Origin of the sequence: Sediminibacter sp. Hel_I_10 (assembly GCF_000688335.1) — a bacterium.
In the GTDB taxonomy this organism is placed as follows: domain Bacteria; phylum Bacteroidota; class Bacteroidia; order Flavobacteriales; family Flavobacteriaceae; genus Psychroserpens.
The window spans coordinates 2,656,730-2,681,692 of sequence record NZ_JHZX01000001.1 but is presented as its reverse complement, the minus strand read 5'-3'; the positions used below and the strand labels follow the sequence as shown (position 1 = coordinate 2,681,692).

Sequence of the window (24,963 nt, the reverse complement as noted above, 5' to 3'; positions counted from 1 at the left end):
TGGTCAGTAATTATTTACTAAATTGGTGCTTAAAACACGCAACAAACCATATACAATCACGTTGTGCACAATAAGACTATGACAAGAAACATCAAATTAATTTTGGGAATTTTGATAACTTCAATGTTATTTAATAATTGCTCATCCGATAAAAAAAAGGATAGAAATATCCCTGTTGACTCTATTGCCGAAATTAAGTCTGTTCTTTCACCAAAAACAGAAAATTTTAAAATTAAAGCAAACGAAGAAAGTATATTAAAAGGTAAAAAAGGAACATCTATTTACATACCTGCTAATGCTTTTCAATTCGAAGATGGAACTGAACCAAAAGAACCTATCACAATTAAACTTAAAGAGTGTTTTAGTCTTACTGATATGATTTTTGAAAATCTACAAACCATTTCTGGAGATAGAATCCTAGAAACAAATGGAATGATATATGTCAATGCAGATGTGGATGGTAAAAAACTTTCTTTAAAAAAAGGTAAAGCTTTTGTTGTTGGATTTCCAAAGAATGGATTAGACAAAGAAATGGACTTGTTCTATGAATTTAAGCTTAATGATAGTTTGAAAACTTGGATTCCTGATTATAAATTCTTTGAAACAAAATCAACACAAGAAGCCATTGTTGAAATTGATAGTTTAGATTTACTCGAAGGTGATATTGCATATGAAATTGAATATCCAATTGAAATGACAGAGGACTTATATGATTATGGTTTTTGGTCTTCAGGAAGTACAGCAACTTTTTTTGAATTAAGGCTGAAAGGTAGTGACGAAACAATTATAGATTATATAGAGAATCCATCAAACGTAGATAGTATAGTCGCCCTTAAATTCAACATAAACAACTGGACTGCTAGTTTCGATTTTAATATCAATAAGGAAGGACTAATGTATAATTTCCGCCCTGAAAGCCATTCTGAAAGAAAACAAAATGATGAAGCTTTAAAACTTGCGAAGGAATTTTTAAAATCTGCGCCAGCTTTTGATATTGAATCTTACGACAGAAAAGTGAAAAATGATTGGGATTATTATTTAAGTATTTCTGGAGGTCGTTCCATAAATTGGAATCGATTTAAACAAAAATTTAGAAATCAATATTCTAATCTTACAAATACAGCTATTCAACAAATTGACCCGAATGCATTAGAATATTATATGTTTTCAGCTACAGAAATGGGATGGATAAACTGTGATAGATTTTGGGAGATTGAGGACAGCGATAAAACAGATTTTATCGTAAAAACAAAGAATCCAAACAACACCAAAATTCAAATAATATTTAAAGAGATTAAGAGTATAATGACTGGAGCTTATGAAAATGGAGTTTTAGTCTTTAAGAACATTCCAAAAGGAAAAGAAGTAAAGGTTATTGGAATTAGTTATATAAACGGAAAACCAACGCTTGCAGTTGGAGAATCATTTACAGATTCTAATAATTTTGAACTTACTAATTTCCAAGAATTCACGCTTGACCAATTGGAAATCGAATTGAATAAATTAAATTAAAAATTACTGTGCACAACAATGGCTATAAGTAATTGCTTGTTCTTGACTACTTTGGAAATTCCTGCGGAATTTCCAACTTGGTGTGTACTTGCAAAATTAAGTGCTAACCCACGCAACTACTCATAGCCGAGACCGTTGTAAGTAATTATGAGAAAACTCTCGTCCTAAAATAGGTTGACTAAAAATTAAACACTTTTAGCATCCTATGGAAACACAAAAGAATGGCTCCTGCCGAAAAAAACAGTACCAGAAAGTAAGTTTCGACCTGAAATTTTCAATAATCGACCAAATTGCCAACGGACAGATCTCTGTCAATCACGCAGCAAACAAGTACAATATTTCTCGAAGCTCCATCGATTATTGGATCAAGAAATTGAGTAACTTCGAGAACAAATCCAATACCATGAGCAAGAACGACCAGATCAAAAAACTCAAGGAGCGCATCGAGGAACTTGAGTTCGTCAAGGACTTCCAGCAAGATGTGATAGCTGACTTTGAGAATATTACGGGAGAGCACCTCTCAAAAAAGTACTTGCCCGAAGCATTAGCAAAAGAGATAGAGAAAAAGAGAAAAAGCCTTTCAAAATAAAATGGCTCTATCAATGCCTCGGGATCAGTAAACAGGCCTATTACAAAAGAATACATGCTAACAACACTAAAGAAATAAGAGATGGAATAGTCTTAGATCTTGTGCGAAAAACAAGGAAAACACATCATGAATCTGGTACAAGAAAACTAATCAAATACATTAAAAACGGACTTGTAGAGAACAACATCAAAATGGGAAGAGATGCTCTGTTCGACCTGCTCAGGTGCTATGGAATGCTGGTTAAAAAAAATAAACGCTACCACATTACAACGGACTCCAGACACCTTTTTTACAAGTCTCCAAACCTTATAAAGGATATAGAGATATCACACAGCGAACAGGTATTTGTCAGCGATATAACCTATATTAAAACAGATGACGGTCACGCTTATTTGGCACTGGTAACAGATGCCTACTCTAAAAAACTAATGGGCTGGGCATTGGACGACAATATGAGGGCCACATTGGTCGTAAAGGCTCTGGACATGGCCATCAAGAACATGGAATTCAAGCATAAGAACATCATTCACCACTCGGACAGGGGCATACAGTACTGTTGTCCAGAGTTCACTGATTTTGCAGAGAAAAACAACTTTATACTTAGCACAACCCAGCAGTATGACCCTTATGAGAACGCAGTGGCAGAAAGAATTAACGGCATACTCAAGTATGAGTTCGGACTCAAGAAAACAATCAAGAGCGTAGATATCGCAAGGCTAATCATGAAACAGGCAACACGGATATACAACCAGCAAAGAATCCATTGGAGCCTGGGGCTCGAAACACCTGAATATATCCACAAGAAATACAACCCAATAAAGTACAGGTCATACAGAAAGAAAACGGCCTAGGAATGTTGGCAACTTTTTTAAAACCCGAAGGGAATTATTTGAAAAAAGTTGTCAATGTTCCGTGTAAATTTTAGACATTTATAATGAATTTTTTAACCCAAAAATGGTCAACCTATTTCAGGACAAGACAAAAGTCCTACTAACATTTATAATCGGAATTTTAATTTACTCTTGTTCAGCTACTAAAACTGGAAACAAGACAAAATATTTCAGTGAAAATAATGTAGAAATAAGTAAATCTAAATTCAACCGAATTCGCTCTACGAATAAATTGTTGGATATTCCCGGAGATTCAATCAATCATAAAAAATTGACTTTAAGAGAAAAACGAGGAAAAATAAATGATAGAAAAAGTCTTGAATTATTACTTGAAAAAGCCACAAACCGTGAATTAGATTCTGACAAACCTATTGTAATAATCTACTATCCAGGTAAAGATCGTTGCAATAGTAGTGGAACAACTAACACCGAATGGATTAAAAGTTGGTACGGACGATTAGAACATGGATTAAATCAAGTCGCTAAAGTAAAGCCTTTATACATATTTAAAGATAACGATGGACTTGAAAAATACAATGGAATTTTAAGTTGGAAAAAAGACCCTGAAAAAACCATTGAAAGACTATTTTTTGAATATCATTATCCTTGTAGCAGTTTTGTAGTTATTTCTAAAGATGGTGATTACATAAGTTACTTTGGAGAATTTGGAAAAGAATATGTTTGGGAAGCAACTCAAATTATGAATAAATAAATACGTTTTACAACAATGGCTATAAGTAATTGCTGGTTCTCGCCTACTTCTGAAAATCCTCGCGGATTTTCAGTTTGGTGTGTACTTGCAAAGTTAAGAGCAAACCCACGCAACTACTCATAGCCGAGACCGTTAGCCACAATTTGAAAAAAAATGCTCTATTCAATAACTTAACGCAACAAATCTAAATTAATAGATTTGTTATAATGGAAGAAAAAAAATGTCGCAAACAAACCGTTATCAAAATAATAGATTCATAAGTAGTTTTGTAAAAACAATAAACCAAAATTAAATATGAACGAAATCGGAAAAAAAAATCAGAAAAATAAGAAATAAAAAAGGACTGTCTCAAGAGGAGTTGGCTGAATCTGCAAAAGTAAATTTAAGAACAATTCAACGGATTGAAAACAACGAAAGTGAACCTCGTGGAAAAACCTTGAATTTAATCTGTGTAGTTCTTGAAATCAACGCAGAAGATATTTTAGATTATGGAAAACAAGCGAACAAAAGTTATCTAATCATTTTTCATCTTTCAGTAATTACATTTTTGGCTATCCCAGTTGGTAACATAATTCTTCCTCTGATTTTATGGATGAATAAAAAAGATAACATAGTTGGATTAAAAGAGATTGGAGCGAATCTTTTGAATTTTCAAATTATATGGTCTGTTTTGACATTTATATCTATTACTGCATTCGCATTATTTAAAATTATGCATTATGGATATTACCCGATACTTTTTTACATATTTATTGGTCTTTACGCATTAAATATAATACTACCTATAACTTTTGCTATTCGAACAAATAAAGGAAAATTGGAAAATTTATATCCCAATTTAATTAAACTGATAAAATAACTAGGGGCAACATGTTACCTGATAAATTCCTTGGTCTATCGGCGCTCGGAAAATCTGGATGAATTTTATATTTACCAAAGAGGTGATTTAAAACCGACCAAGTAAAATTGCTTTGTTAATCATATCGAATACGAGTAGTATATCTTACAATTAACAAAAAAAAATACAGCTTTAAATAAAAGCTTAAAATCTAGGATGAATTGGATTTACTTCGGACAAGATATCTCATGTAGGACCTCCTTTCTTTTTATCAGTTGAAAAAATCTAAGCAGTCACAGATGAGTATCTCATTGATAAAATCTAAAAAAAGTACTTGAACACATAATTTACCTTTTTCCGAATGTCTATTGCTAACCTTCCTGTTAGGCATAAACCAATTTTTATATCAAAAATCGAGTAACCTTTTAAACAGCATAAAAGTCTTTATCACTCTAATTTTAAGACAAAATCGTATAGATTGGTCTTGACAATCCGTTTAGTCGTATTCATTTTCAAATACTGCTTAATCGCACAATTCATTGTTCCCTTATTTTGTTTAACTTGTGCTATCATCTCACGAAATCAGTAGGTTAAATGAATTTTGACAAAAATTCACACAATCATTTCAATGAAGAACCATCGAGAAACTCCTTGATCGATAAGCTCATCCAAGAAGTTGAGATCAATCTCAATAATGAGCAGTTTAGTGTAGACAGTCTTGCCAAATCCGTTGGGATGAGTCGATCCAACTTGCATCGAAAACTGCAAAAGACTATAGGTTGCTCAACAAGCCAGTTTATCAGGGAATATCGTTTGAAAAGGGCCTTGGAGATTCTAAACCAAGAGGAAATTACGGCCTCCGAAGTGGCATATCGTGTCGGATTTAATAGTGCCACTTATTTTAACACCTGCTTCCATAAATTTTATGGCTTTACTCCTGGCGAAGTGAAATCAAAAGTCAATCCTGAAATGGATGAGGAGAGCAATTTAGCTATTGACAAAACTCAAAACGTCCTACCCATCAATCTAAAAAGTCCAACATCCCACAATAGCAGAACGAAAACAAAAGTTTTATGGATCGGTCTATTATTAATAATTAGTGCATCGTCAGTATTTTTCTATCAAGCATATTTCCATAAAAATGAAGGTCCTTTGGCTATTGACAGTACAGTTAACGAGAAGTCTATTGCCGTACTACCCTTTAAAAACTGGTCAGGAAATTCGGATTTGGAATACATTAGCGACGGCATGACCGATGCCATCATCTCTCGCTTGACAAAAATAGGCGCTATTGATAAGGTCATCCCATTTACGTCTACCCTAAAATTCAAAGAGACTAATAAGACCATTGGTGAAATTGGGAGCGAGCTAGGAGTAGCAACGCTTTTACAAGGCAATTTCCAGATTTCGGGCAATCAAATTAGTATCAATTTACAAATGTTGGATAGTCGCACCAATGAGCATCTATGGTCCGAAAACTACATTCGAGAATGGAAAAGCAAAGAGATTTTTGACATGCAGACGGAGGTGGTAGAGGACATTGCAGATAAAATGAATGCCTTTATCGCAAAGGATGAGTTGGCCAGTATCAAAAAAACCCCTACCAAAAGCAAGCAGGCCTATTCGTATTATCTTCAAGGCGATTTTCAAAGAAATAAAGCCAACGAGCTATCCTATGCCAATGCCATCAATCTTTATAAAAAAGCGATTGCTTTAGATTCTAATTTTGTAGAGCCCTATTTGGATATGGCCAATATCTATAACTTGGGCGGCGGCGTATGGGCATTTTATGATGAACAAGAGGCATGGAACAATGGCAAGATACTTCTAGAAAAAGTACTGAAAATAGAGCCTGAAAACAGACAAGCTGAAGAAGAGTTGTATACCGGAGAATTTTTTTATGGCTGGAACTTTAAGCGCGTGGAAACCTACTATCAAACAATTTTAACGAATTCCTTTTACGACAAGTCACCAGTTATTTCTCTTGATTATGCCATCAAAACAGGAAGATCCGAGAACGCTTTAAAGGCCAGTGAACATTTAATCTTGACTGACCCGTCAAACGTATTTTTTCCATTCTTTAAGGCAGAATCCTTGCTGTTTTTAGGCAAAAAGCAAGAGGCCATAAATGTGTTGAATGATGCTGATCCTTTATATAGCGATAACTATTTCTATTTGAGAGAATCCACAAAGTTGTATTTTTATCTGGGAGCTCATAAAAAATCGAAAATTCAACTTGAAAATATTTTAAATAAATTTTCCGATTATCCACCAATATTCATGTGGTTTAAGGCTATTTATGCTCAGATGGAGGGTGCATCCAATGATGCCACTATCTATTTGGTCGAATTACAAAATGCTTACACCAATGGTTCTTCAGGTAGTCCTGCTTGGTTTTTGGCGCTTTACTACAGCCACACAAAGGATTATGACAAAGCGTTTGATTGGCTTCAAAAGTCTTACGATAGGCATGAGGTTGAAATGACCTGGTTACGAGAAGAGCCTTTATTAGCACCTTTGAGAACGGACATTCGCTACAAAATACTTTATGACAATGTGGGTTTTTCCGATATCGGATTACCAATTAAAACAACTTCTGAAGAGTAATCCTTCCACTACCTATTTCAACATAAGTTAAAGATTTTGCACCATAATTTAAAAGGCTGAACAAAACTTTAATACACTTTCAACATGTCTGTTATGTCACAGATATCAGTTCTTTCCATATTTGTATCAGTTAGTTATAAATCAACTAAATCTGATATTATGAATATAAAATTGAATTTTGCATTACTTATGACTTTAGGAATGCTCATGGTTGGATGTAAACAAGAAGATGAAAAAAAAGAGGAAATTGAAGAAGTGAAGATTGATCTGATCAATGATGAATTCCCTGAAGCAGAACAGGAGGTAATGGCAACTTACAATACCATTGCTCAAATTCTTAAAGAAGGCGATATGGATAAGCTCATTGCTTTACATGCCTATAGCCCGAAGTTTACCGAATTTAAAAATGGCGAACTACGTAATGATGGTGAAGCAAATGAAGCCTACGAACGGAAGGTTTTTAGCACTGTAACCGAGGTGGTTAAATTCGACTCAAAGGACATGAAAATTGCAGTGTATGGAGATGTTGCCAATGTGACCTTTCACTCTGATTTTCATCTTAAATTCGGAGACGATCTTATCATCGTTAATGACCAAATCACACTGCTATTTGTAAAGACGGCTGATGGATGGAAAATAGTTCACGAACATCATTCGCCATTGAAAAGTCAAGACATCTAAATACAGTTCGCAAAACTTGAATTCTTAAATCAAAAAACAAACATCATGAAAAAAATACTTGTCATTATTTACGGACTCATTGCTTACCTAGTTTTTCTCGTTGCCTTTTTATATGCCATAGGTTTTGTAGGCAACCTTTTTGTACCAAAATCAATAGACTCTGGAGAAGAAATAGACCTTTTTAATGCCCTATTAATAAATTAGGTCTGTTAAGTCTTTTTGCCATTCAGCATAGTGTCATGGCAAGACCTGCATTTAAAAAGTGGTTGACTCAATTTATAAATCCTGCTGTTGAACGCAGTACTTATATACTTCTAGCAAGTGTTATATTATTATTCATATATTGGAAATGGCAACCCATGACCACAATAGTGTGGGAGACAGAAAATTTAGCTTCCCATGTTCTATTGGCGGTGTTCTTTTCGGGTTGGTTAATTGTTTTTCTATCCACTTTTATGATTAATCATTTTGAACTTTTTGGTCTAACGCAAATTTATCAAAACTTTAAAGACCAGTCCTTTACACACCCAGAGTTTCAGGTCAATTGGTTTTATAAATTGGTACGACATCCTTTAATGCTAGGCTTTATTATCGCATTTTGGGCTGCACCCGTCATGACCTATGGCCGACTTTTATTTGCCGTAGTTACCACTTCTTACATGCTAATCGCCGTGAAATATCTAGAAGAAAAAGATTTGAGAAAACTTCTGGGAAAAGATTACGAAAATTATCAAAAAAGAGTCCCTATGATTTTTCCATTTACCAAATTTAAAAAAGGATAGATATGGTTATCCCTATTGAAATCGACAAGTTATTTTACCAGACGTTTCCTTATGTCTAATAACGCCGCTGGTATAACTAATGAATGTTATCTTTTTCTATTTTTATAAGACTTTAGCTTTTTAATGTTTTCTAACAAAACCCGAAGCTTTTCACAACTGCTTAAATTGTGCTACCTTTAAACGCACCTTGCAAATAAAAATTAAGACATAAGATGAAAAACATCTACGTATACTATTTGACAATTACAACGCCTCTAGTAGCAATCGTATGGCTCTCTGCTTTTGAGATTATTGAGGCAACATCTTTTCTTGCACTGTTTTGTCTTTATCTTTTCGTTTTCCGTACGTACGTCGATGGAAAAAGATTGGCAGAAAAAAACATAATAGACCATAGAGATATTTGGAAAATGATAATTCCAGGAAAACACATCACCTATTTTAGAGCATTATATTTAAAATAATATCCTTTTAAAAAGGCTAGCTAAAAACCATTATCATATGGCGCAATTCTGCCCCATATCTGATACAGCATCAGTGTTATCATAAATTTTATTTGCTTTATTAAAATCGTATCTAAGTTAAATTTGCATTCTTTTCCTTTTCCATAATATCGTCTTAAAAACTAGCATCCAATTACCCTATCTTTACGCAATTAAATATTTGGATGACTCCTACTCTACTTTCATCACCTTTACAAGGCTTCACAGATTTCAGGTTTCGGAATGCCTTTCAGCATTATTTTGGTGGTATTGATACCTTCTATGCGCCCTATATTCGCCTTAACGGAAAACTAAAAATTAAGCAATCTTATCAAAATGATCTATTGCCAGAAAACAATACCACTCTAGAGGTAATTCCGCAGGTAATGACCAATGACCCTGACGAGTTTCTATTTGTTATTAAATATGTACAAAGTTTAGGCTATAAAGAATTAAACTGGAATTTAGGTTGCCCTTACCCCATGGTAACTAAGTCTGGCATGGGCTCTGGTCTTATCTGCAACCCTAACCGTATCAACGACGTACTTCATAAAGCACATAACGAAACGGATATTGTAGTATCTATGAAAATGAGAATGGGCTATGAGCATGCCGAAGAAATTTTGGATGCGTTTCCTGTTCTAGATAAGTATCCACTTAAAAATATTGCCATTCACGCCAGAATAGGCAAGCAACTTTACAAAGGCCCTGTAGATTTAGAGGCATTTGAAAAATGCATTGGTAGCACTAAGCATAAGCTTTATTATAACGGCGATATCACAAGTGTTTCTGCTTTTAAAGAGATACAAAAGCGCTTTCCCAGTATCGATCACTTTATGATTGGTCGTGGCCTTATTGCCGACCCATTTTTACCAAGCATGATCAAAAATAATACTTCGGAATATCCTAAAGACCGCTGGGCTATTTTTTCAGAATTTCATGACACCATTTACCAACAATACGATGCGTATTTATCTGGGCCAACCCCTATTAAAATGAAAATGTTAGGGTTTTGGGAATTCTTTTCGCAGTCCACTTCTAATCCGCAAAAAACGTTTAAAGCCATAAAAAAAGCTTCTAATCCCATAAAATATAAGCAGGCAGTACAACAAATTTTAAGCACAGAACAAAAGCTTGCTAGCGCTGTCTAAGTCCTAATGTATATAAATGTGTTCGTTCTGAAGGACCTGCGCAAGCCTTAAATCAGAGAACATGAACAACACATTATACCTTTGAAATCATTTTTTTAGCTAATGTTTCAGAAAGAAAACTTTTAATCAAATCTTTAGGGTGACTAACGTTGCATACGGAAAAATCAAACCAATACTGTAAACCCTTTTCAAAACCTGCATCATTTAGATAATTATGCAAGGCCAAATTTAATCCCTTAGTGTACTTAGAATGATCGGCTCCCTGTGGATCTTTATGGTATAAATCATTTTGAGCAAAGCCTTCAAAAGCAGGCCCTGTGACCTCTATACCAAAGTCTTTGGGGTTCTGTCCTATGGGGCTGTGAATTGTAGTTGTAAAGAGGTGCCAAAATGCAGATTGGATACAATTGCTTTCAAACAATTGTCGCACAATCTCTAAAGAATCAATAGTCTCTTGTTCGGTCTGTGTAGGAAATCCGTACATGAGATAGGCATGTACCATGATTTGGTGTTCAGAAAAATTATGGGTCACTCGTGTGACCTGAGCAATATCAACCCCCTTTTTCATCTTGAGCAATAGTCGATCTGAAGCCACTTCCAGCCCACCAGTCACCGCAATGCAACCCGATTTTGCCATCAATTCGCACAATTCAAAGTCAAATGTTTTCTCAAATCGAATGTTTGTCCACCAAGTGATTTTTACCGCTCTCTTTATCAATTCATTGGATAAAGCCCGTAACATTTTAGGGGGAGCGGCTTCATCCACAAAATGAAACCCAGTAATCCCTGTATCCTTGATTATTTTTTCAATCTTATCCACCAAAGCGCTTGCTGTGGTGTTTTGATAATTGCCAATATAATCTAGACTTACATCGCAAAAAGAACATTGTTTCCAATAACAGCCGTGAGAAATAGTCAATTTATTCCATCTAAAATCAGTCCACATTCTATGCATGGGATTTACGACATCTAGAAAAGAAACGTATTTATCAAAGGGCAATCCAGAATAATCGGGAGCGGGTAAATTTTTGTGATGGTATATGGTATTAGGGATTTTGTTTTTATAAACCACCTCATTATTTTCCAGAACAAACGTTCTTTCTAGTTCATTACCATCTATGGATCCCTCTAGATATCCTATCATTTTTAAAAGTGGCCCTTCGCCATCATCTAAGGAGATAAAGTCAACAAATTCAAATATTCTAGGATCTTTAAGAGATCGCAACTCAGTATTGCAATAGCCGCCGCCAAAAGCCACATGGATCTCAGGAAAGAGTTGTTTGATAAACTGTGAGCATCGTAAAGCAGAAAACAAATTTCCTGGAAATGGAATTGTAAAGCAGACCAATTTTGGTTCGTGCTTTTCAATTTGGGCTACCAAAATATCCAACATCTGTTCTTCAATTAGTGTTGGTTGATAGCTTAAAAATTCATCAATTTGATCAAAACTACTGGCCGAAGTCGCAATTTGTTCAGCATATTTGGTAAAGGCAAAAAACTCGTCGATGTTGGCTTGTATAAAATCTCCTATTTCCTCAATAAAAAGTGTCCCGTAATGCTTTGCTTTGTCTAGCACACCTTGCGCTCCAGCTGCCCAATTAATTTGGTTATTCACCTTAGATAAGCGATGCCCTTTTGGTAAAAAACCAGAAGCTAATATGGTGTTGGCAGTTTCAAGATCCTGCTTTTGAAGAAACTTGATTACCAGATCAACGCTCGACATATAACGTTCTTTGAGTTTACTAACTTCAGGGTAATGCGTATTCCCCAACTCCTCAGCCTCTTGAAAAACTGCTCGCAAAAAATCGCTAGTAAAAATTGACGTAAACAACTCAATACTTAAGTCACAATGAGACACAGAGATATCATGCTCCTCTAAAAAACCTTTGAGGTAAGCTGTTGCCGGATACGCTGTGTTTAGCTGGGTAAACGGCGGAGTAATAAAAAGAATCTTAGGTCGCATCATGCAAAGATAGAATTCTCTAAAATGAAATGAATTGAATTACAGGTATTTTATCTAAGGCCCTTAATAATATCTATTTCCGAAGCTACTCGTTATCATTAACACCTATATCAGGTCACTTCCTGAAATTGAACAAGATTTCCGCAAGAGCATCTATATAATATAGCCAATAATAATTCATCTTCTATTGAAATGTACTTAAACAAAACATCCTGCTCACCAAAAATGGAGCAGGATGCTTTTAATATGAAATGTTCCGACTTCGCTTAAAAAGCAAACCCTAGTGTAAATACAACACGATTACTTTCATCACTCATATAATAGCCAACGTTTGCAGTAAGGGCTTTAAATCCGTTGATGAAAATAGAACCGCCGTAACTGTTATGCCATTGCTGTGAGTTATCGTTATCTAACCAAACACGACCATAATCAAAACCAGCAGAAACCCCTAAGCGCAATGGGATAAAATTAGTTCTAAATTGGGTCACACCTACACGCAAATCTGTGCTTTGATAAAATGCAGTCTGTCCGTTAAATCGTTCATTTCTAAAACCGCGTAGACTTTGATTACCACCTAAAGTAGCGCCATGATAGAACTCATAGTTATCACCAAAATTCATTTGCGCTCCTATTTTTGTAGCCAATACAGCCATTCCACTAGGATGCAACGGATAGTCAATGGAAAGCGTAGGTTTTAAATAGGTGAATTCATTATTATATTCATCAATATTAGTCTTATAACCTGCTACCAAGTCAAATTGAAAACCTCTACGGATAAAGGCAATCTCACCACTCTTATTTTTATACTGAAAAGCGGCTTCAGCTCCTGCATACATTTGTTTTTCGAAGACATCATTTGAAGATTCTATATCACCAGTAACGCCATTGGTATCTAATTCTACATCCAAAGATTCTAACATGGGCCCAAAACTCAACATCACTCTATCCTTTCTATATTTTAAGGATGGCGCCACACTCCACTGACGGATTCTCACACGGTTAAAATCACGGCTCACGGCATCATCATCATAAAAGGTTTCGTTCCCAACACCAAAAAAGTTAATTGCATAATTAGGACTGGTGTATCTCGCATCTAAACCAAAGTTCCAATTATAAAATATGTGTGCAAACTCTCCGGAATACTTCAACTCAAAACCACTTGTTGCAGCATAATAATTAGCCACAAGGGTTTGCTTAGAAGAAAACGGATTGTTAGCAAGACCATAGGTTGTGTAAGTACCACTTAAACCCGCTTTAAAACCAGCATCAGGATCAAAACCTACGGAAGGTAACGCTGTAAATGCTGACAGTTTTCTGGAGGCATCATTATAGGTATTGATCTCATAGCTATCGGTCAACCATTTATGTGTGCCCGAATTGGTAAACGTATTTTTCTTACTCTTATAATCGTATACCTTTACACGACGAGTATTTTCAAAATCATAAACGTCATTGTTCTCGCCTCCTAAAATCTTCATCGGGATGTAATTGTCACCTTCTCCAACAACCTTAAAAGTATCTTCATCATCTAGTCCGTAAATCCAGATTTCTTTAGTCACTTCTTTACTGTAAGTTCTTTCAAAAATTTGATCGTCTTCTGTAGTTAGTTTTACAGTGGTCTCGCCATTAGGCTTGCGCGTAATTAAGAAATCATCTTTCTCTTTGGTCCCTAAAATAATTTGATGACTCATCAAATACTCATAATAACGTCTGGCAATAGACTCCAAATTATCTCTTCTGGCCTTCAACGCTTTTTTGATATCAGTTATACTCGCATCTTGAGCAGCTTCTGGAAGTGTTTCAAACGCCTTTTCAATGGTATCATCGGTTAAGTTTTGCTGAATAAACTGCACTTGCTTTTGCCAATCTTCCCAAGTAATCTCCTTAAGGAATGCTTGATCTAGTGGGTAGGCATAACGACTCATCCATTTTACATTATCCACATCATCATCATAACGCTCCATAGATCTAAAGTCAATCAAGCCCATTTTCAATATGCTTAATATCACCCCATCATATCTTGGAAATGCTTGATCACGATCACGACGGATTGTTTTATATAAGGTTGTACCATCTTCTTTTTCGTAAGCAGACCAACGCCATTGATCGTAGTGACGGTCATAATCACCAACCACAAAATCCATCAATCGTACTTTTAAGAAATTAGGCTCATCAACTTGATTTTTTTTCGACGCTCTAATTTCTGCTAATAGATCTTTGGTGCTTATGATATCATCTGGGTTTCCGAAGCGGGCAAAAGACTTATTCTCATCTCCCGCATGCGCCTCAAGCATGTAAAGCTTATCACCGTAATCTTCGTTATAAATGCCTAATTGTTTTTGCTTAGGCAGATAATAGATCTTTGGTTCTGCATTGTAAATATCAAGACTATCAAAAATAGGATTAAGTGCAAAGGGCGCGTAAGGCTGGGCCGTCGTATAAAAATCTTGAACAATATCTTCTGCAACGGTATTTTGCATAAAATCTTGAACATAATGATCTTTTATTTTAGACTGAATAAATCGTGTAGCACTTTTGCGGAGTTCGCGAGCAGTATACTCATTCTCATTATCATCTATCAATCTTAACGAACGGGATTGATTACCACCACCTTCAGAAATCGCGTGAACATTTCCAGGAAGTTCTGCCAGATTTAAAACTGGAGCTTCAATCTCTTTACTGTAAACATCACGGTAATGCTTACCCCATAAAAAACGGTGTAATCCGCTCTTTTTTGTTTCCTCTTCTGTATAAATAGAAGCTCTGTAAGTATCTCCAAACGTACTTATATCAGGATAAGAGACTTCGTCTGGAGTGGTTTGCTGACGTTTAATTTCCTTTTCGAATAATTTCTTCGGAAGGTCATCTCCCGTTGCAAAAAATTCTACTTTAGAACTGCGATCTTTATAAACTGTAAGTCTCGCAAAACCATTGGTTTTTGACGTAAACTGACCGTCTTTAGCTTTTCTAACATTATCTAATTTTGAAGACGAAGCGCCACTAATAATTTGACGTACACCATCATCGGCTATGTATTGTAGGTTTTTGTCACTAGCCGAAACAAAAATAACATCAGGAAACAGGCCTGCTAACGTTTCTAATGTGCCTGCCAATTTTTGACGTTGTGTGCTATAATAATCCTCGACGCTAAGCCCTCCAATATTTTCAAAGAAATCTTGACGCGAATAGGTAAGAATAGAATGATGAATGGCAACGATTACGGTCTTGTTTTGCTCGTCTTTGAGATCATCTTTAAACTTTGCAATAAAGTCATCTCGGGATTTAATGTCACATTTATTATTAAGATATAAATGGTCATCCCAGTCCTCTAAGAACCACTGCGAATCAATCATGAGCAACTCTACGTTATCCATGTCTAGATCTTCTATCTCTCTAGGGCAACCATCATTGGGCCAAAACTTGACTTCGCTATTATCTTGAATAAAAGACTCCATATCGTCAATATTCTCGTGGCCGTTTTTATTCCATTCATTTTTACCTGGAATAAATATCACATTTCCATTGAATTTGCTCAACGGCTGCATCAAACTCGCTTGCAGTAATTCTTCGGTTTCTTTACGATCCTTTTTCTTCGGAGCATAGCCGTTTTTAGTAATATTTCCAAGTGCTACAAACGTAGCCTTGTCGTCTTTTTGGGACATTTCAGTTATCGCCTTTAAGACTGCTTGAGTGGGATTACCGGTTTCAAGCTCAGTGTTTCCTGTAAAATAAAAGGTTTGCTCCACCTCTTTATCTTGAGCGAAAGCTCCAGTAATCATTGCCAAAGCAAAACATATAAACAAGCTTATTTTTTTGACAAAAGGGAAAATTTGTGCAGAAGTATAATACACCATTTAGGATTGTTTTTTAAAAATTCAAAATTAATATTTCTTACGGTAAGTTCCACCGTTTTAACCCTTAAGAAACCTCATTTTAAAGGCAAATATGTGTCTTATTGCTAAATAAGTGTACGCTAAAGCGATTTAGGGAATTATAGTAGCCTTAACTGAAAGTAAAGCACAGTAATTTAAGCAATTTCAGGCTCAAATAAAACTACCATAAATAGAAATAACAAAATACTATTACAGCATTTTTAGGGTATTGATCTCTTGTTGGGTAAGGTGTTTCCAATGACCTCTAGGAAGATCCTTTTTGGTAAGATGACCAATGGCAACACAATCTACCTTAATAATTTCATGACCAAATTCATCAAAAATAGTGTGCAGAATAGAGTTACCGGTATTCTTGATTTTGAGTCCGATCATAGATTTTGGCGCTCCATCAATATAGCTAATCTCTTCAATCTCTACTTTTTTTCCTGCTACTTTAAATCCTTCTTGAATCTTTTTAAAGTCTTCGTACTTTAAATTTTTGTCCAATTCAACTTCGAAAATTCTGATCACTCCATTTTTAGAGTTTACAAATTTATTGGCAATGGCATCGTCATTTGTAAATAGTAAAAGACCCGTAGAATTTCGGCCTAAACGTCCAATAGGCTTAATACGCGCAGTAGTGGCATTAGCAACCAAATCCATCACTGTACGGCCTTTAGTCTCGCTGGTTGTAGTTGCAAATCCTTTTGGTTTATTGAGTAGCACATAGGTTTTTTTCTCAGGGTTGATGCGCGCACCATCAAAACGAACCTCATCATCTAATTTTACCTTATAGCCCATTTCTGTAATGACTTTACCATTAACAGTAACGCTTCCTACTGCAATATGCATATCTGCATCCCTACGTGAACACACACCAGAGTTAGCAATATACTTATTCAATCGTATTTCATCAGGATTGGATTTGGTAGGCTTAGAAGTCTGGGTTTTCTTAATAGGTGCATTACCTCGAGCAACACTTTTATCTTTAGTATTATCTTTCCCTCTAGCCGATTTCTTATTCAAAGGCTTGCTTTGTCTTGTCCCTGAAGATTTACCTTTTCCGCCTGTTCCTTGATGTCTACTCATGATTACTCAATTTTTGCAAAGGTAGAATAATTGCAGCTATTAATCGATATATTATACGGTGTATTGGTAACCCTCGGTTTTGCTGTGTTTTATTCGTATTTAACTGATATTTATAGCTTCGCAAACCCATATTTCAAGTACTAAAAACTAAAAACACCTGAGGTTATGACCTAAAAAAAATAAAAAACCAAGGTTTACCATCAATTATGGCACAAAAACCAAAATCATCCAATTATTTTAAAATTAAATTCTATTAAGAACAACGCTTACATTGATCAAAACAATAGAAAAGACGCCAGCTACAATGATAAATTTTAAAATATTATGAAGTATTAAATAGTGAATTTTACGCTTCGATTTCCATAAAATGACCAGAAACAAAAGCAACAAAACCGTGGAGAAATAGAAGAACAAATTCATGTGCCCCACATTATAGCGATACAAAAGCAGGTAGGTTGGAAGCAAGGTCAATAGTGCTAAAATAGTGAGCATGATTTTAGAAGATTTCTCACCGTATGCAATAGGAATCGTTTTATAGTTAAGCAATAAATCGCCTTTTATATTTTCTAGATCCTTGGTCAACTCCCTCATAGAAATTATAAAAAACAAGAAAATGGCGTGCACAAAAATGACCGTATCGAAATTTAAGTAATACAGAAAGATTGCAAAAAAGGGCGTTATTGTTAATATAGCAGACGTGATATTACCAATAAATGGCAATTTCTTTAACTTATGAGAATAGAACCAAATCCCAAAAATATAAACAGAGAAAAACAGCACTGCATTAAAAGCTACGTAGCTAGCCATTACCACTGCGGAAAAGTTAAGAACGAAGTAAAAGGATAGTTTGGTGTTTTGACTGATTAACCGGTCTAGTCTCGACTTATTTGGGCGGTTGATACTGTCTTTTTCAGAATCATAAAAATTATTGATAATGTAGCCACCGGCAATGGTCGCCGAGGAAGCCAGTACCAGCATCAGTAAATTAATATCAAAAAGAACGGACCTAAGAGTTTTTTCTGGAGCCAAGATGTATATTGACGTTAAATACTGTGCAATGACTACAATAAGAATGTTGTAGCCTCGAACCACAGAGAACATACTAAAAAACTTAAGGACAATGTGTTTTTGTTGTCGTGAGAGCATGACGTCTGCGTTGAAAATATGAGATACCAGCAAACTTAGGATTTACTGAGCAATCACGGATAAAAATGGAGTGACAATTTAGAAATTATAAACCACTTCTAAGTTATGACCTTTGAGAGACTGCTTTGCTTTTTCAATATCTTCGGTAAATCCTAAAATATAGCCTCCACCGCCAGAACCACATAATTTCAAATAGTAATCATTGGTGTCCAGTCCATTTTTCCAAAGCTCATGGAATTGTTGTGGAATCATTGGTTTAAAGTGATTTAAAACCACTTTAGACAACTGTTTGGTGTTTTTGAACAAAGACTTGACGTCTCCTTTCAAAAAGTCATCGACACAGGCATCGGTATGTTTTATGAACTGATCTTTAAGCATTTTTCTGAAGCCTTCCTGCTTCATACTTTCCATAAAGAGGCTCACCATTGGAGCAGTTTCTCCAACACTTCCAGAATCAATTAAAAACACAGCACCCTTGCCATCAGTTTGTTGGGCAGGAATTCCTGTAGCTTCAATATTATCTTTCGAATTAATTAAGATCGGAATGCTCAAATAACTGTTCAGAGGGTCTAAACCAGACGACTTTCCGTGGAAAAAAGATTCCATTTCAGCAAAGATTCTTTTAAGTGATAATAGTTTATCCCTTGTCAAATTCTCTAAGACCGTAATTTTATTATTGGCATACTTATCATAAATAGCTGCCACTAAAGCACCACTGCTTCCTACGCCATAACCTTGAGGAATGGAGGAATCAAAATACATCCCGCCTTCAATATCCTTTAAAAAAGATGCCATATCAAAAGTGACGATTTCACTATCAATATTTGACAAATACAAGGCAAATTTCTTTAAACCAGTGTTTGAAGCTTGTGCAACTTCCGAAGTATTTCCGTCTGTTTTTAATGCACCGTTATAAAAATTATAAGGTATAGAGAGTCCTTTAGAATCTTTAATAATACCATACTCTCCAAAGAGTAGAATTTTTGAGTAGAAAAGCGGTCCTTTCATATGGGGTCTTCAGTTAACAGTCTGTAAGTGACAATTAATCACTATGCAAATATACGTAATATTTGATGATACGTATTTTTATGAAAAAGTTTGGGACCTTTTATTGCATCACCACACTACTCTCATTTGTAATCAAATATCGTTTTTATTGGCACCAAAACCAACATGATCAATAATATAATTTTCATCTTGACAAAAACTCGCCAATTCCTTTTTGATAAACACCAATACAGAGTCGCTTTCCTTCTTCGGAAACAGCACATGCACATTGGCTCCGGCATCTAAAGTAAAGCACACTTTAGAACCCGTATCTTGTCGATACTTCCAAATCGCATTGATGATGTTGAGTGTATTTGGTTTCATTAAAATAAAATAAGGCATGCTCGTCATCATCATGGCGTGCAACGTCAAAGCCTCACTTTCTACAATCCCAATAAACGCATCTAAATCGCCCGATTCGAAAACCTTGATAAGCTCTGATAAATTGGAATGAGCCTGCTCAAAACGTTGTTGCGAATACGGATGATTGTGCATCAAATTATGCCCCACGGTACTACTTACTTGTTTTTCACCTTTGTCTACCAAAAGGATGACATCTTGATAAGCCTTAAAATTATCATGCACCGTGAACGGATATCTCACGCCATAATGATCTGAACTTCCCGTAACCTCTTTGTGATCACCCCAAACCACGAGATCTCCTTCAATACTTCTACAGGCACTACCAGATCCTAGTCTTGCTAAAAAAGAAGCTTTTTTATTAAAGTCTGCTTCTGCCATCTCAGACTCGAGATGTAAATTTTCAATACTCATTAAGCATAAGGCCAAAGCACTCATTCCTGATGCTGACGAAGCAATGCCTGAGCTATGCGGAAAAGTATTTGACGTTTCAATCTTGAAATGGTAAGTTTTTAAAAATGGCAAGTACTGGGCGATGCGCTTAAAAAAGGTGTGAATTTTTGGTTTAAAATCTACCTTTTTCTCACCATCAAGATAGAGATCAAATGAAAATTCATGCTCACTTTCTTTTTTTGAAAAACTAACCGTGGTAATTGTTTTACATTCATTTAAGGTAAAACTTATCGATGGGTTCTGCGGGATTTGATCTGCCTTCTTACCCCAATATTTCACTAAAGCAATATTACTTGGAGCAGACCAAGACACACGTCCTGAACTTACGGTTTTAGAATATGCGGCGGCGCGGAATCGGTTTTCAGTCATTTGTTTGAGTTATCGACACCAAAGATACTAACTTTCTCATTGTTTTGTAATTTCTTGAAGTGGCCTTGACACCCAATTTCTTTTCCATCTCATTCATATTAAACTTCATTTTACCAATCCCTTTTTCAGCATACAAGTACAGACAATCTCTAACAATTGCCAATTCTTCAGTTGCGTTGGATTGCGCTTCCATAAAATGCTTCACCTTTTCAGCATCTGGTTCCTTTGAACAAACCACAAACAAACACTTTTCTTTTTTTTCTTCGGAAAAAGGACAAGCCTTAAAAATACTTTCGAATTCAAATTTTGTTTTAAGGATCACTGGCACATCAAACCCAAAATGCTGACGAATGCTATCCTCAATTAGCCGATCAAGATTAGGCATAAGATCATCTTCTACTTGAAATAGAACATTTCCACTTTGAATATAAGTGACTACACCGCTCAAACCTATGCCTGACAATAACACTTTAAGAGCTGCCATTGGCATCTTTTTATGACCACCCACATTAATACCCCTAAGCAATGCGATCATTATTTGTTCTTTTTTATTCATAATCCCGATTAACCATTTTAAAAAGTGTTAAATTTTATTTTTAAGTAATACCTTTCCTACATATATTTGCTTCTGACCAATTAATTTGTATGTTTGCCTAAGGTTAATACTGTTTATCAATCCCAAATATGAAGCTCCCTAAGCTACTACCTACTCTGGCCTTGTTTTTTTGCCTTAGCATACAATTACTATTGGCTCAAGATCTCTTCATACTTAACGAAGATTCAAAGTGCACTTTTGATAGCCAACGGGTAGATCAGCTTATCAAAAATGATAGCCTCTACGAAGCTACTATTTTACTTGACCAAGCGCTTAAGTTCACTAAAAAGTATGGCTTCACAAAATATGAAGCTAAATCTTATAATCATTTAGGGATGGTATTCTCAGAAATGGGAAACAACAAAACCGCTGAATTTTATTATGGGAAGGCATTAAACATCTATGACTCTATCAATGATCTGAGAGGTAGAGATTACGTGCTGCACAACTTAACCTGTCTTTACCTAAACAAACGTAACTATACCAAATTTGATAGTATTTATAGTATTGCGCAACAGTCTTCAAGGTCTTTAAATAGTGAGTTGTTCTTTCTAAATCTTGAAGATAAAATCAAAAATTTCTACTATACCAATGAAAATGACAGTTTATTGCTCTTGGCAAAATTTGGTTTGAACAAATTGGAAAATACTGATTTTTCAAAGCTTAATTATTCTAAAGACTTTGTTCAAGATCATTTAAAACGAAGGCTTCAATATGTTTATCAATATCACGAAGCTATTGCTCTAATTAAATTAAACCAATTTGAAAAAGGAAACGCCTTGCTTTTTGCTATTGATCCCGATGACTTTAAGGCAAAAATCGAATCTGACAAAAACTCGCATCGTCAACTCGCGACCTTTAATTTCTATAAATACAGATATTTTAATGAAATAGCAAAACAGCCCGATTCTGCAGTTAAATATCTACTCAAGTCTGATACTTACAAATATTTAGCCCTACGGGATTTTGAAGAAAGGAGCGCAAAAAACGGGGAGCTTATTTACAAAATCATCCAAACAGAAGATCAATTAAACTCTGCAAATAAGTTAAGAGAGAAAGACAATAAAATCTCACAATCTTTTGCAGCCTCTACCATAATATCCAGCATACTACTCTTAACCGTTATTATTTTCTGCTTCTACTATTACAAGACGAGAAAAAACATTGAAAATATCAATCTCGACCTTCAAGACAGTAATGAGAAATTGAGAAAACAAGATATAGAGCGCTTAGAATTCTTTTCTATTCTAAGTCATGAACTTAGGACTCCAATCTATGGCATAAATGGTCTTGCTACCTTGATAGAGCAAGAGCAGGATGAAGAAAAAAGACAATCTTACTTAAGTTCCCTTATTTCTTCCAGTAACTATATGTCAATACTTATTGACAACGTACTTCAGGCGACACGTTTGAAATTTGAGACAAAAAAATTGAGAAAAAAACCGAGTCGCATTGATCACATTGTACAAAGCGTTGTAAGCACAGTTAAAATTGCTGCTGAAAATAAGGGATTGGAACTAAGATATGACATTCAAGCCTCTGACGACAATGAATATATATTGGTGGACAAAGTGGCGTTTAGCCAAATATTAATCAACCTAGCCTATAATGCCATTAGATATACTAAAAAAGGATTTGTATCGATTAATATCAGTGAGCAGAAGCGCACTAATGCGCATGTAGAATTGCTGTTTGAGGTGAAAGATTCAGGAATAGGCATTAAAGAAGAGCATAGACAAACCGTATTTAATGCGTTTGAAAACAAAATGTTTTTACAAAAAAACAGCAGCGGCTCAGGACTTGGTCTTTACATTGTGAAAACACTTTTAAAGAGCCATAATACCGATATCGATTTTATTTCCAAACCAAACAAAGGCAGTAATTTCTTCTTCTCTGTCAATTTTGAACTTTGCGAAAAACCAGACAGAACGATAAAAGTTGAGGAGAATTTAAACTACCCAATAGAGAATCATGTACTCATTGTTGATGACAATAAAATCAACCTCTTAATCACAAAGAAAAATGTAGAGCGAATACCCGGCTTTACCTGTGAAACAGCATCTAACGGTAAAGAGGCACTAACGTTAGTTAAGAAAAAAGACTATGACATGGTGCTTATGGACATCAATATGCCAGAAATGGATGGGTTTGAAGTGACTAGACATATTAGATTGTTCAATCCAAACATTCCTATTTTGGCATTAACGGCATTAAACTCTGCGGAAATTGGCAAGAAAGCCAACATGAGCGGTATGAACCACATCATTACCAAGCCTTATAATTTTGAGGATTTTAGAAGCATTGTCAAAGGGCATCTTCGCCCTCGTATTCAAACTGGGACGCACTAATATGTTGTGCCGCAATGTATGCGCTTGACCAAGCATTTTGAAAATTGAATCCACCGGTAATGGCATCAATGTTTAAAATTTCGCCTGCAAAAAAGAGATTTTCACAAACCTTACTTTCAAAGGTTTTGAAGTTGATTTCCTTTAGATCTACACCACCAGCGGTCACAAATTCTTCTTTAAACGTACTTTTACCTGTCACGCTAAATACCGCTTGGGTCAATTGCTCTGCAAGTTGAATAATTTGGCTTTTATCAATATCTGCCCATCTAAAGTCTTGAGGTATTCCTGAGGCTAACACCAGCTTTCTCCAAATACGTTTAGGTAGTTCAAACTGTGCGAATTTATAAACGGTACGTTTTGAAAGTGATTGTTTAAAGCGTTTTAGTTGTGCAACACAATCCTCTAGACCCATTTTTATAAAGTTGATCTTAATTTCAAATTTATAGTCACTACGCGCCAGCTCCAACGCTCCAAATGCAGACAATTTCAAAATTGCAGGGGCGCTCATACCCACATGCGTAATCAACAAAGGGCCTTCGCTACTAAGGTTAGAGTTGAGCACCTCAACCTCAACATTGTTAACCACCACCCCAGGAATACCATTAATACGCTCATCTGCAATATCAAATGTAAATAACGATGGCACAGGTTCAATAATGTGATGACCCAAGGCTTCTAAAAGCGACCAAATTTTAGGACTACTTCCCGTGGCCATGATTATTTTTTCTGCGGAAAAATTTGCGTTAGACGTCTCAATTTTCCAAAAACCACGCTCTTTTTGCAGCGATTTTAGCGCATGCCCATAAAGCATTTGCACACCACTTTTTTCTGCTTCATTCAAAAAGCAATCAATAATGGTTTGAGACGAGTTGCTTTCTGGAAACATTCTGCCATCTTCTTCAATTTTAAGAGGCACGCCACGGTTTTCAAACCAGGCAATGGTATCTCCCGTCATAAAATGATGGAAGGGACCTAGCAATTCTTTCTCACCTCTAGGATAGTTGAGCACCAATTCCCAAGGCACAAATTCTGCGTGGGTTACATTGCAGCGTCCTCCGCCAGACACTTTTACTTTCTGCAAGCCCTGCTTCCCTTTTTCTAGAAGTGCAACCTTGAGTCTTACGTTCTGTTGCGCGATATTGATTGCTGCAAAAAAACCAGCGGCTCCACCTCCAACAATAATGACGTCAAAATGTTTCATATATGATCTCGATCTTCAAAAATAATATGGTCTACACCAATTTTATACATATGTTTAATGGCTTTTGATGTATTTACGGCCCACGCTATAATCTTAAATTCTTGTTGTTTTATAGCCATGACAATGCTTTAGTCAATATTTTAAAATACGGAAACAACTCATAAGCACCTTTTCTCATGACAAAGATAAGACGTATTACAAACCTATCGGGGCATCCCACATCAAATCCTCTGAAATATACAATTTGACCTAAAGCGTGATAGCCCTTTTTATTAAAAA

21 protein-coding genes are annotated in these 24,963 nt (G+C 35.6%); 12 read left to right on the top strand and 9 right to left on the bottom strand.

The window, feature by feature from the left end:
• Positions 1–78: 78 nt before the first annotated feature.
• The 11 genes from P176_RS0112060 to P176_RS0112005 all read left to right on the top strand — a co-directional run bounded on the left by P176_RS0112060 (position 79) and on the right by P176_RS0112005 (position 10,241).
• Positions 79–1,512: a hypothetical protein gene (locus P176_RS0112060; RefSeq protein ID WP_156033038.1), complete on the top strand. Its 1,434-nt coding sequence runs from the start codon at positions 79–81 to the stop codon at positions 1,510–1,512.
• A gap of 205 nt (positions 1,513–1,717) precedes the next feature.
• Positions 1,718–2,101, top strand: a complete 384-nt coding sequence (locus P176_RS0112055; protein ID WP_026754942.1) for a helix-turn-helix domain-containing protein — start codon at positions 1,718–1,720, stop codon at positions 2,099–2,101.
• Entirely contained in the window at positions 2,056–2,952 is an 897-nt protein-coding gene (locus P176_RS0112050) for an IS3 family transposase (RefSeq protein WP_156033036.1), read from the top strand. The genes P176_RS0112055 and P176_RS0112050 overlap by 46 nt, the downstream gene beginning before the upstream one ends.
• Before the next feature lie 103 nt (positions 2,953–3,055).
• Positions 3,056–3,703 (top strand): hypothetical protein, encoded by a 648-nt coding sequence (locus tag P176_RS0112045; protein WP_051605475.1) that lies wholly within the window; start codon positions 3,056–3,058, stop codon positions 3,701–3,703.
• Positions 3,704–4,061: 358 nt separating this feature from the next.
• Positions 4,062–4,562 (top strand): helix-turn-helix domain-containing protein, encoded by a 501-nt coding sequence (locus P176_RS0112035; protein WP_231481244.1) that lies wholly within the window; start codon positions 4,062–4,064, stop codon positions 4,560–4,562.
• A 573-nt stretch (positions 4,563–5,135) separates the two neighbouring features.
• Positions 5,136–7,148, top strand: coding sequence for a helix-turn-helix domain-containing protein (locus P176_RS0112025; RefSeq protein ID WP_026754938.1), 2,013 nt, complete (start codon positions 5,136–5,138; stop codon positions 7,146–7,148).
• 159 nt (positions 7,149–7,307) lie between these two features.
• Positions 7,308–7,829, top strand: a complete 522-nt coding sequence (locus tag P176_RS0112020; protein ID WP_026754937.1) for a nuclear transport factor 2 family protein — start codon at positions 7,308–7,310, stop codon at positions 7,827–7,829.
• A 45-nt stretch (positions 7,830–7,874) separates the two neighbouring features.
• Positions 7,875–8,033: a hypothetical protein gene (locus tag P176_RS20710; protein ID WP_231481243.1), complete on the top strand. Its 159-nt coding sequence runs from the start codon at positions 7,875–7,877 to the stop codon at positions 8,031–8,033.
• Positions 8,034–8,068: 35 nt separating this feature from the next.
• Positions 8,069–8,611 (top strand): isoprenylcysteine carboxylmethyltransferase family protein, encoded by a 543-nt coding sequence (locus P176_RS19415; protein ID WP_231481241.1) that lies wholly within the window; start codon positions 8,069–8,071, stop codon positions 8,609–8,611.
• Between the two features lie 212 nt (positions 8,612–8,823).
• The gene (locus tag P176_RS0112010; RefSeq protein WP_026754936.1) at positions 8,824–9,072 is read left to right on the top strand and encodes a hypothetical protein; all 249 of its coding nucleotides are present in this window, start codon (positions 8,824–8,826) and stop codon (positions 9,070–9,072) included.
• Between the two features lie 203 nt (positions 9,073–9,275).
• Positions 9,276–10,241, top strand: a complete 966-nt coding sequence (locus tag P176_RS0112005; RefSeq protein ID WP_026754935.1) for a tRNA-dihydrouridine synthase — start codon at positions 9,276–9,278, stop codon at positions 10,239–10,241.
• Positions 10,242–10,314: 73 nt separating this feature from the next.
• Here P176_RS0112005 and P176_RS19410 read toward each other — a convergent pair whose 3' ends face one another.
• The 7 genes from P176_RS19410 to P176_RS0111970 all read right to left on the bottom strand — a co-directional run bounded on the left by P176_RS19410 (position 10,315) and on the right by P176_RS0111970 (position 21,096).
• Positions 10,315–12,207, bottom strand: a complete 1,893-nt coding sequence (locus P176_RS19410; RefSeq protein ID WP_037349290.1) for a radical SAM protein — start codon at positions 12,205–12,207, stop codon at positions 10,315–10,317.
• A 263-nt stretch (positions 12,208–12,470) separates the two neighbouring features.
• A complete protein-coding gene (locus P176_RS0111995) occupies positions 12,471–16,058 on the bottom strand; it encodes a ShlB/FhaC/HecB family hemolysin secretion/activation protein (protein WP_051605474.1) in 3,588 nt (1,195 codons plus the stop codon).
• A 228-nt stretch (positions 16,059–16,286) separates the two neighbouring features.
• Positions 16,287–17,165 (bottom strand): pseudouridine synthase, encoded by an 879-nt coding sequence (locus tag P176_RS0111990; RefSeq protein WP_026754933.1) that lies wholly within the window; start codon positions 17,163–17,165, stop codon positions 16,287–16,289.
• Between the two features lie 243 nt (positions 17,166–17,408).
• Complete coding sequence (locus P176_RS0111985; protein WP_026754932.1) at positions 17,409–18,311, bottom strand: geranylgeranylglycerol-phosphate geranylgeranyltransferase; 903 nt, start codon at positions 18,309–18,311, stop codon at positions 17,409–17,411.
• Positions 18,312–18,389: 78 nt separating this feature from the next.
• The gene (locus tag P176_RS0111980) at positions 18,390–19,319 is read right to left on the bottom strand and encodes a mevalonate kinase (RefSeq protein WP_026754931.1); all 930 of its coding nucleotides are present in this window, start codon (positions 19,317–19,319) and stop codon (positions 18,390–18,392) included.
• A 132-nt stretch (positions 19,320–19,451) separates the two neighbouring features.
• Positions 19,452–20,540 carry a diphosphomevalonate decarboxylase gene (mvaD, locus tag P176_RS0111975; RefSeq protein ID WP_026754930.1) on the bottom strand — a complete coding sequence of 363 codons (1,089 nt, stop codon included), beginning with the start codon at positions 20,538–20,540 and terminating at the stop codon, positions 19,452–19,454.
• A complete protein-coding gene (locus tag P176_RS0111970; RefSeq protein ID WP_026754929.1) occupies positions 20,533–21,096 on the bottom strand; it encodes a DUF1697 domain-containing protein in 564 nt (187 codons plus the stop codon). Before P176_RS0111970 ends, mvaD begins: the two co-directional genes overlap by 8 nt.
• Before the next feature lie 128 nt (positions 21,097–21,224).
• Here P176_RS0111970 and P176_RS0111965 point away from each other — a divergent pair, with 128 nt between their 5' ends.
• Positions 21,225–23,483: a response regulator gene (locus P176_RS0111965; protein WP_081820714.1), complete on the top strand. Its 2,259-nt coding sequence runs from the start codon at positions 21,225–21,227 to the stop codon at positions 23,481–23,483.
• Here P176_RS0111965 and P176_RS0111960 read toward each other — a convergent pair.
• Together P176_RS0111960 and P176_RS20770 are read right to left on the bottom strand one after the other, a co-directional pair.
• On the bottom strand, positions 23,440–24,684 hold the full coding sequence (locus P176_RS0111960) for an NAD(P)/FAD-dependent oxidoreductase (RefSeq protein WP_026754927.1): 1,245 nt from the start codon (positions 24,682–24,684) through the stop codon (positions 23,440–23,442). The two genes, P176_RS0111965 and P176_RS0111960, sit on opposite strands and share 44 nt — an antisense overlap.
• Positions 24,681–24,803 carry a hypothetical protein gene (locus P176_RS20770; protein WP_255327191.1) on the bottom strand — a complete coding sequence of 41 codons (123 nt, stop codon included), beginning with the start codon at positions 24,801–24,803 and terminating at the stop codon, positions 24,681–24,683. Before P176_RS20770 ends, P176_RS0111960 begins: the two co-directional genes overlap by 4 nt.
• Positions 24,804–24,963: the final 160 nt, after the last annotated feature.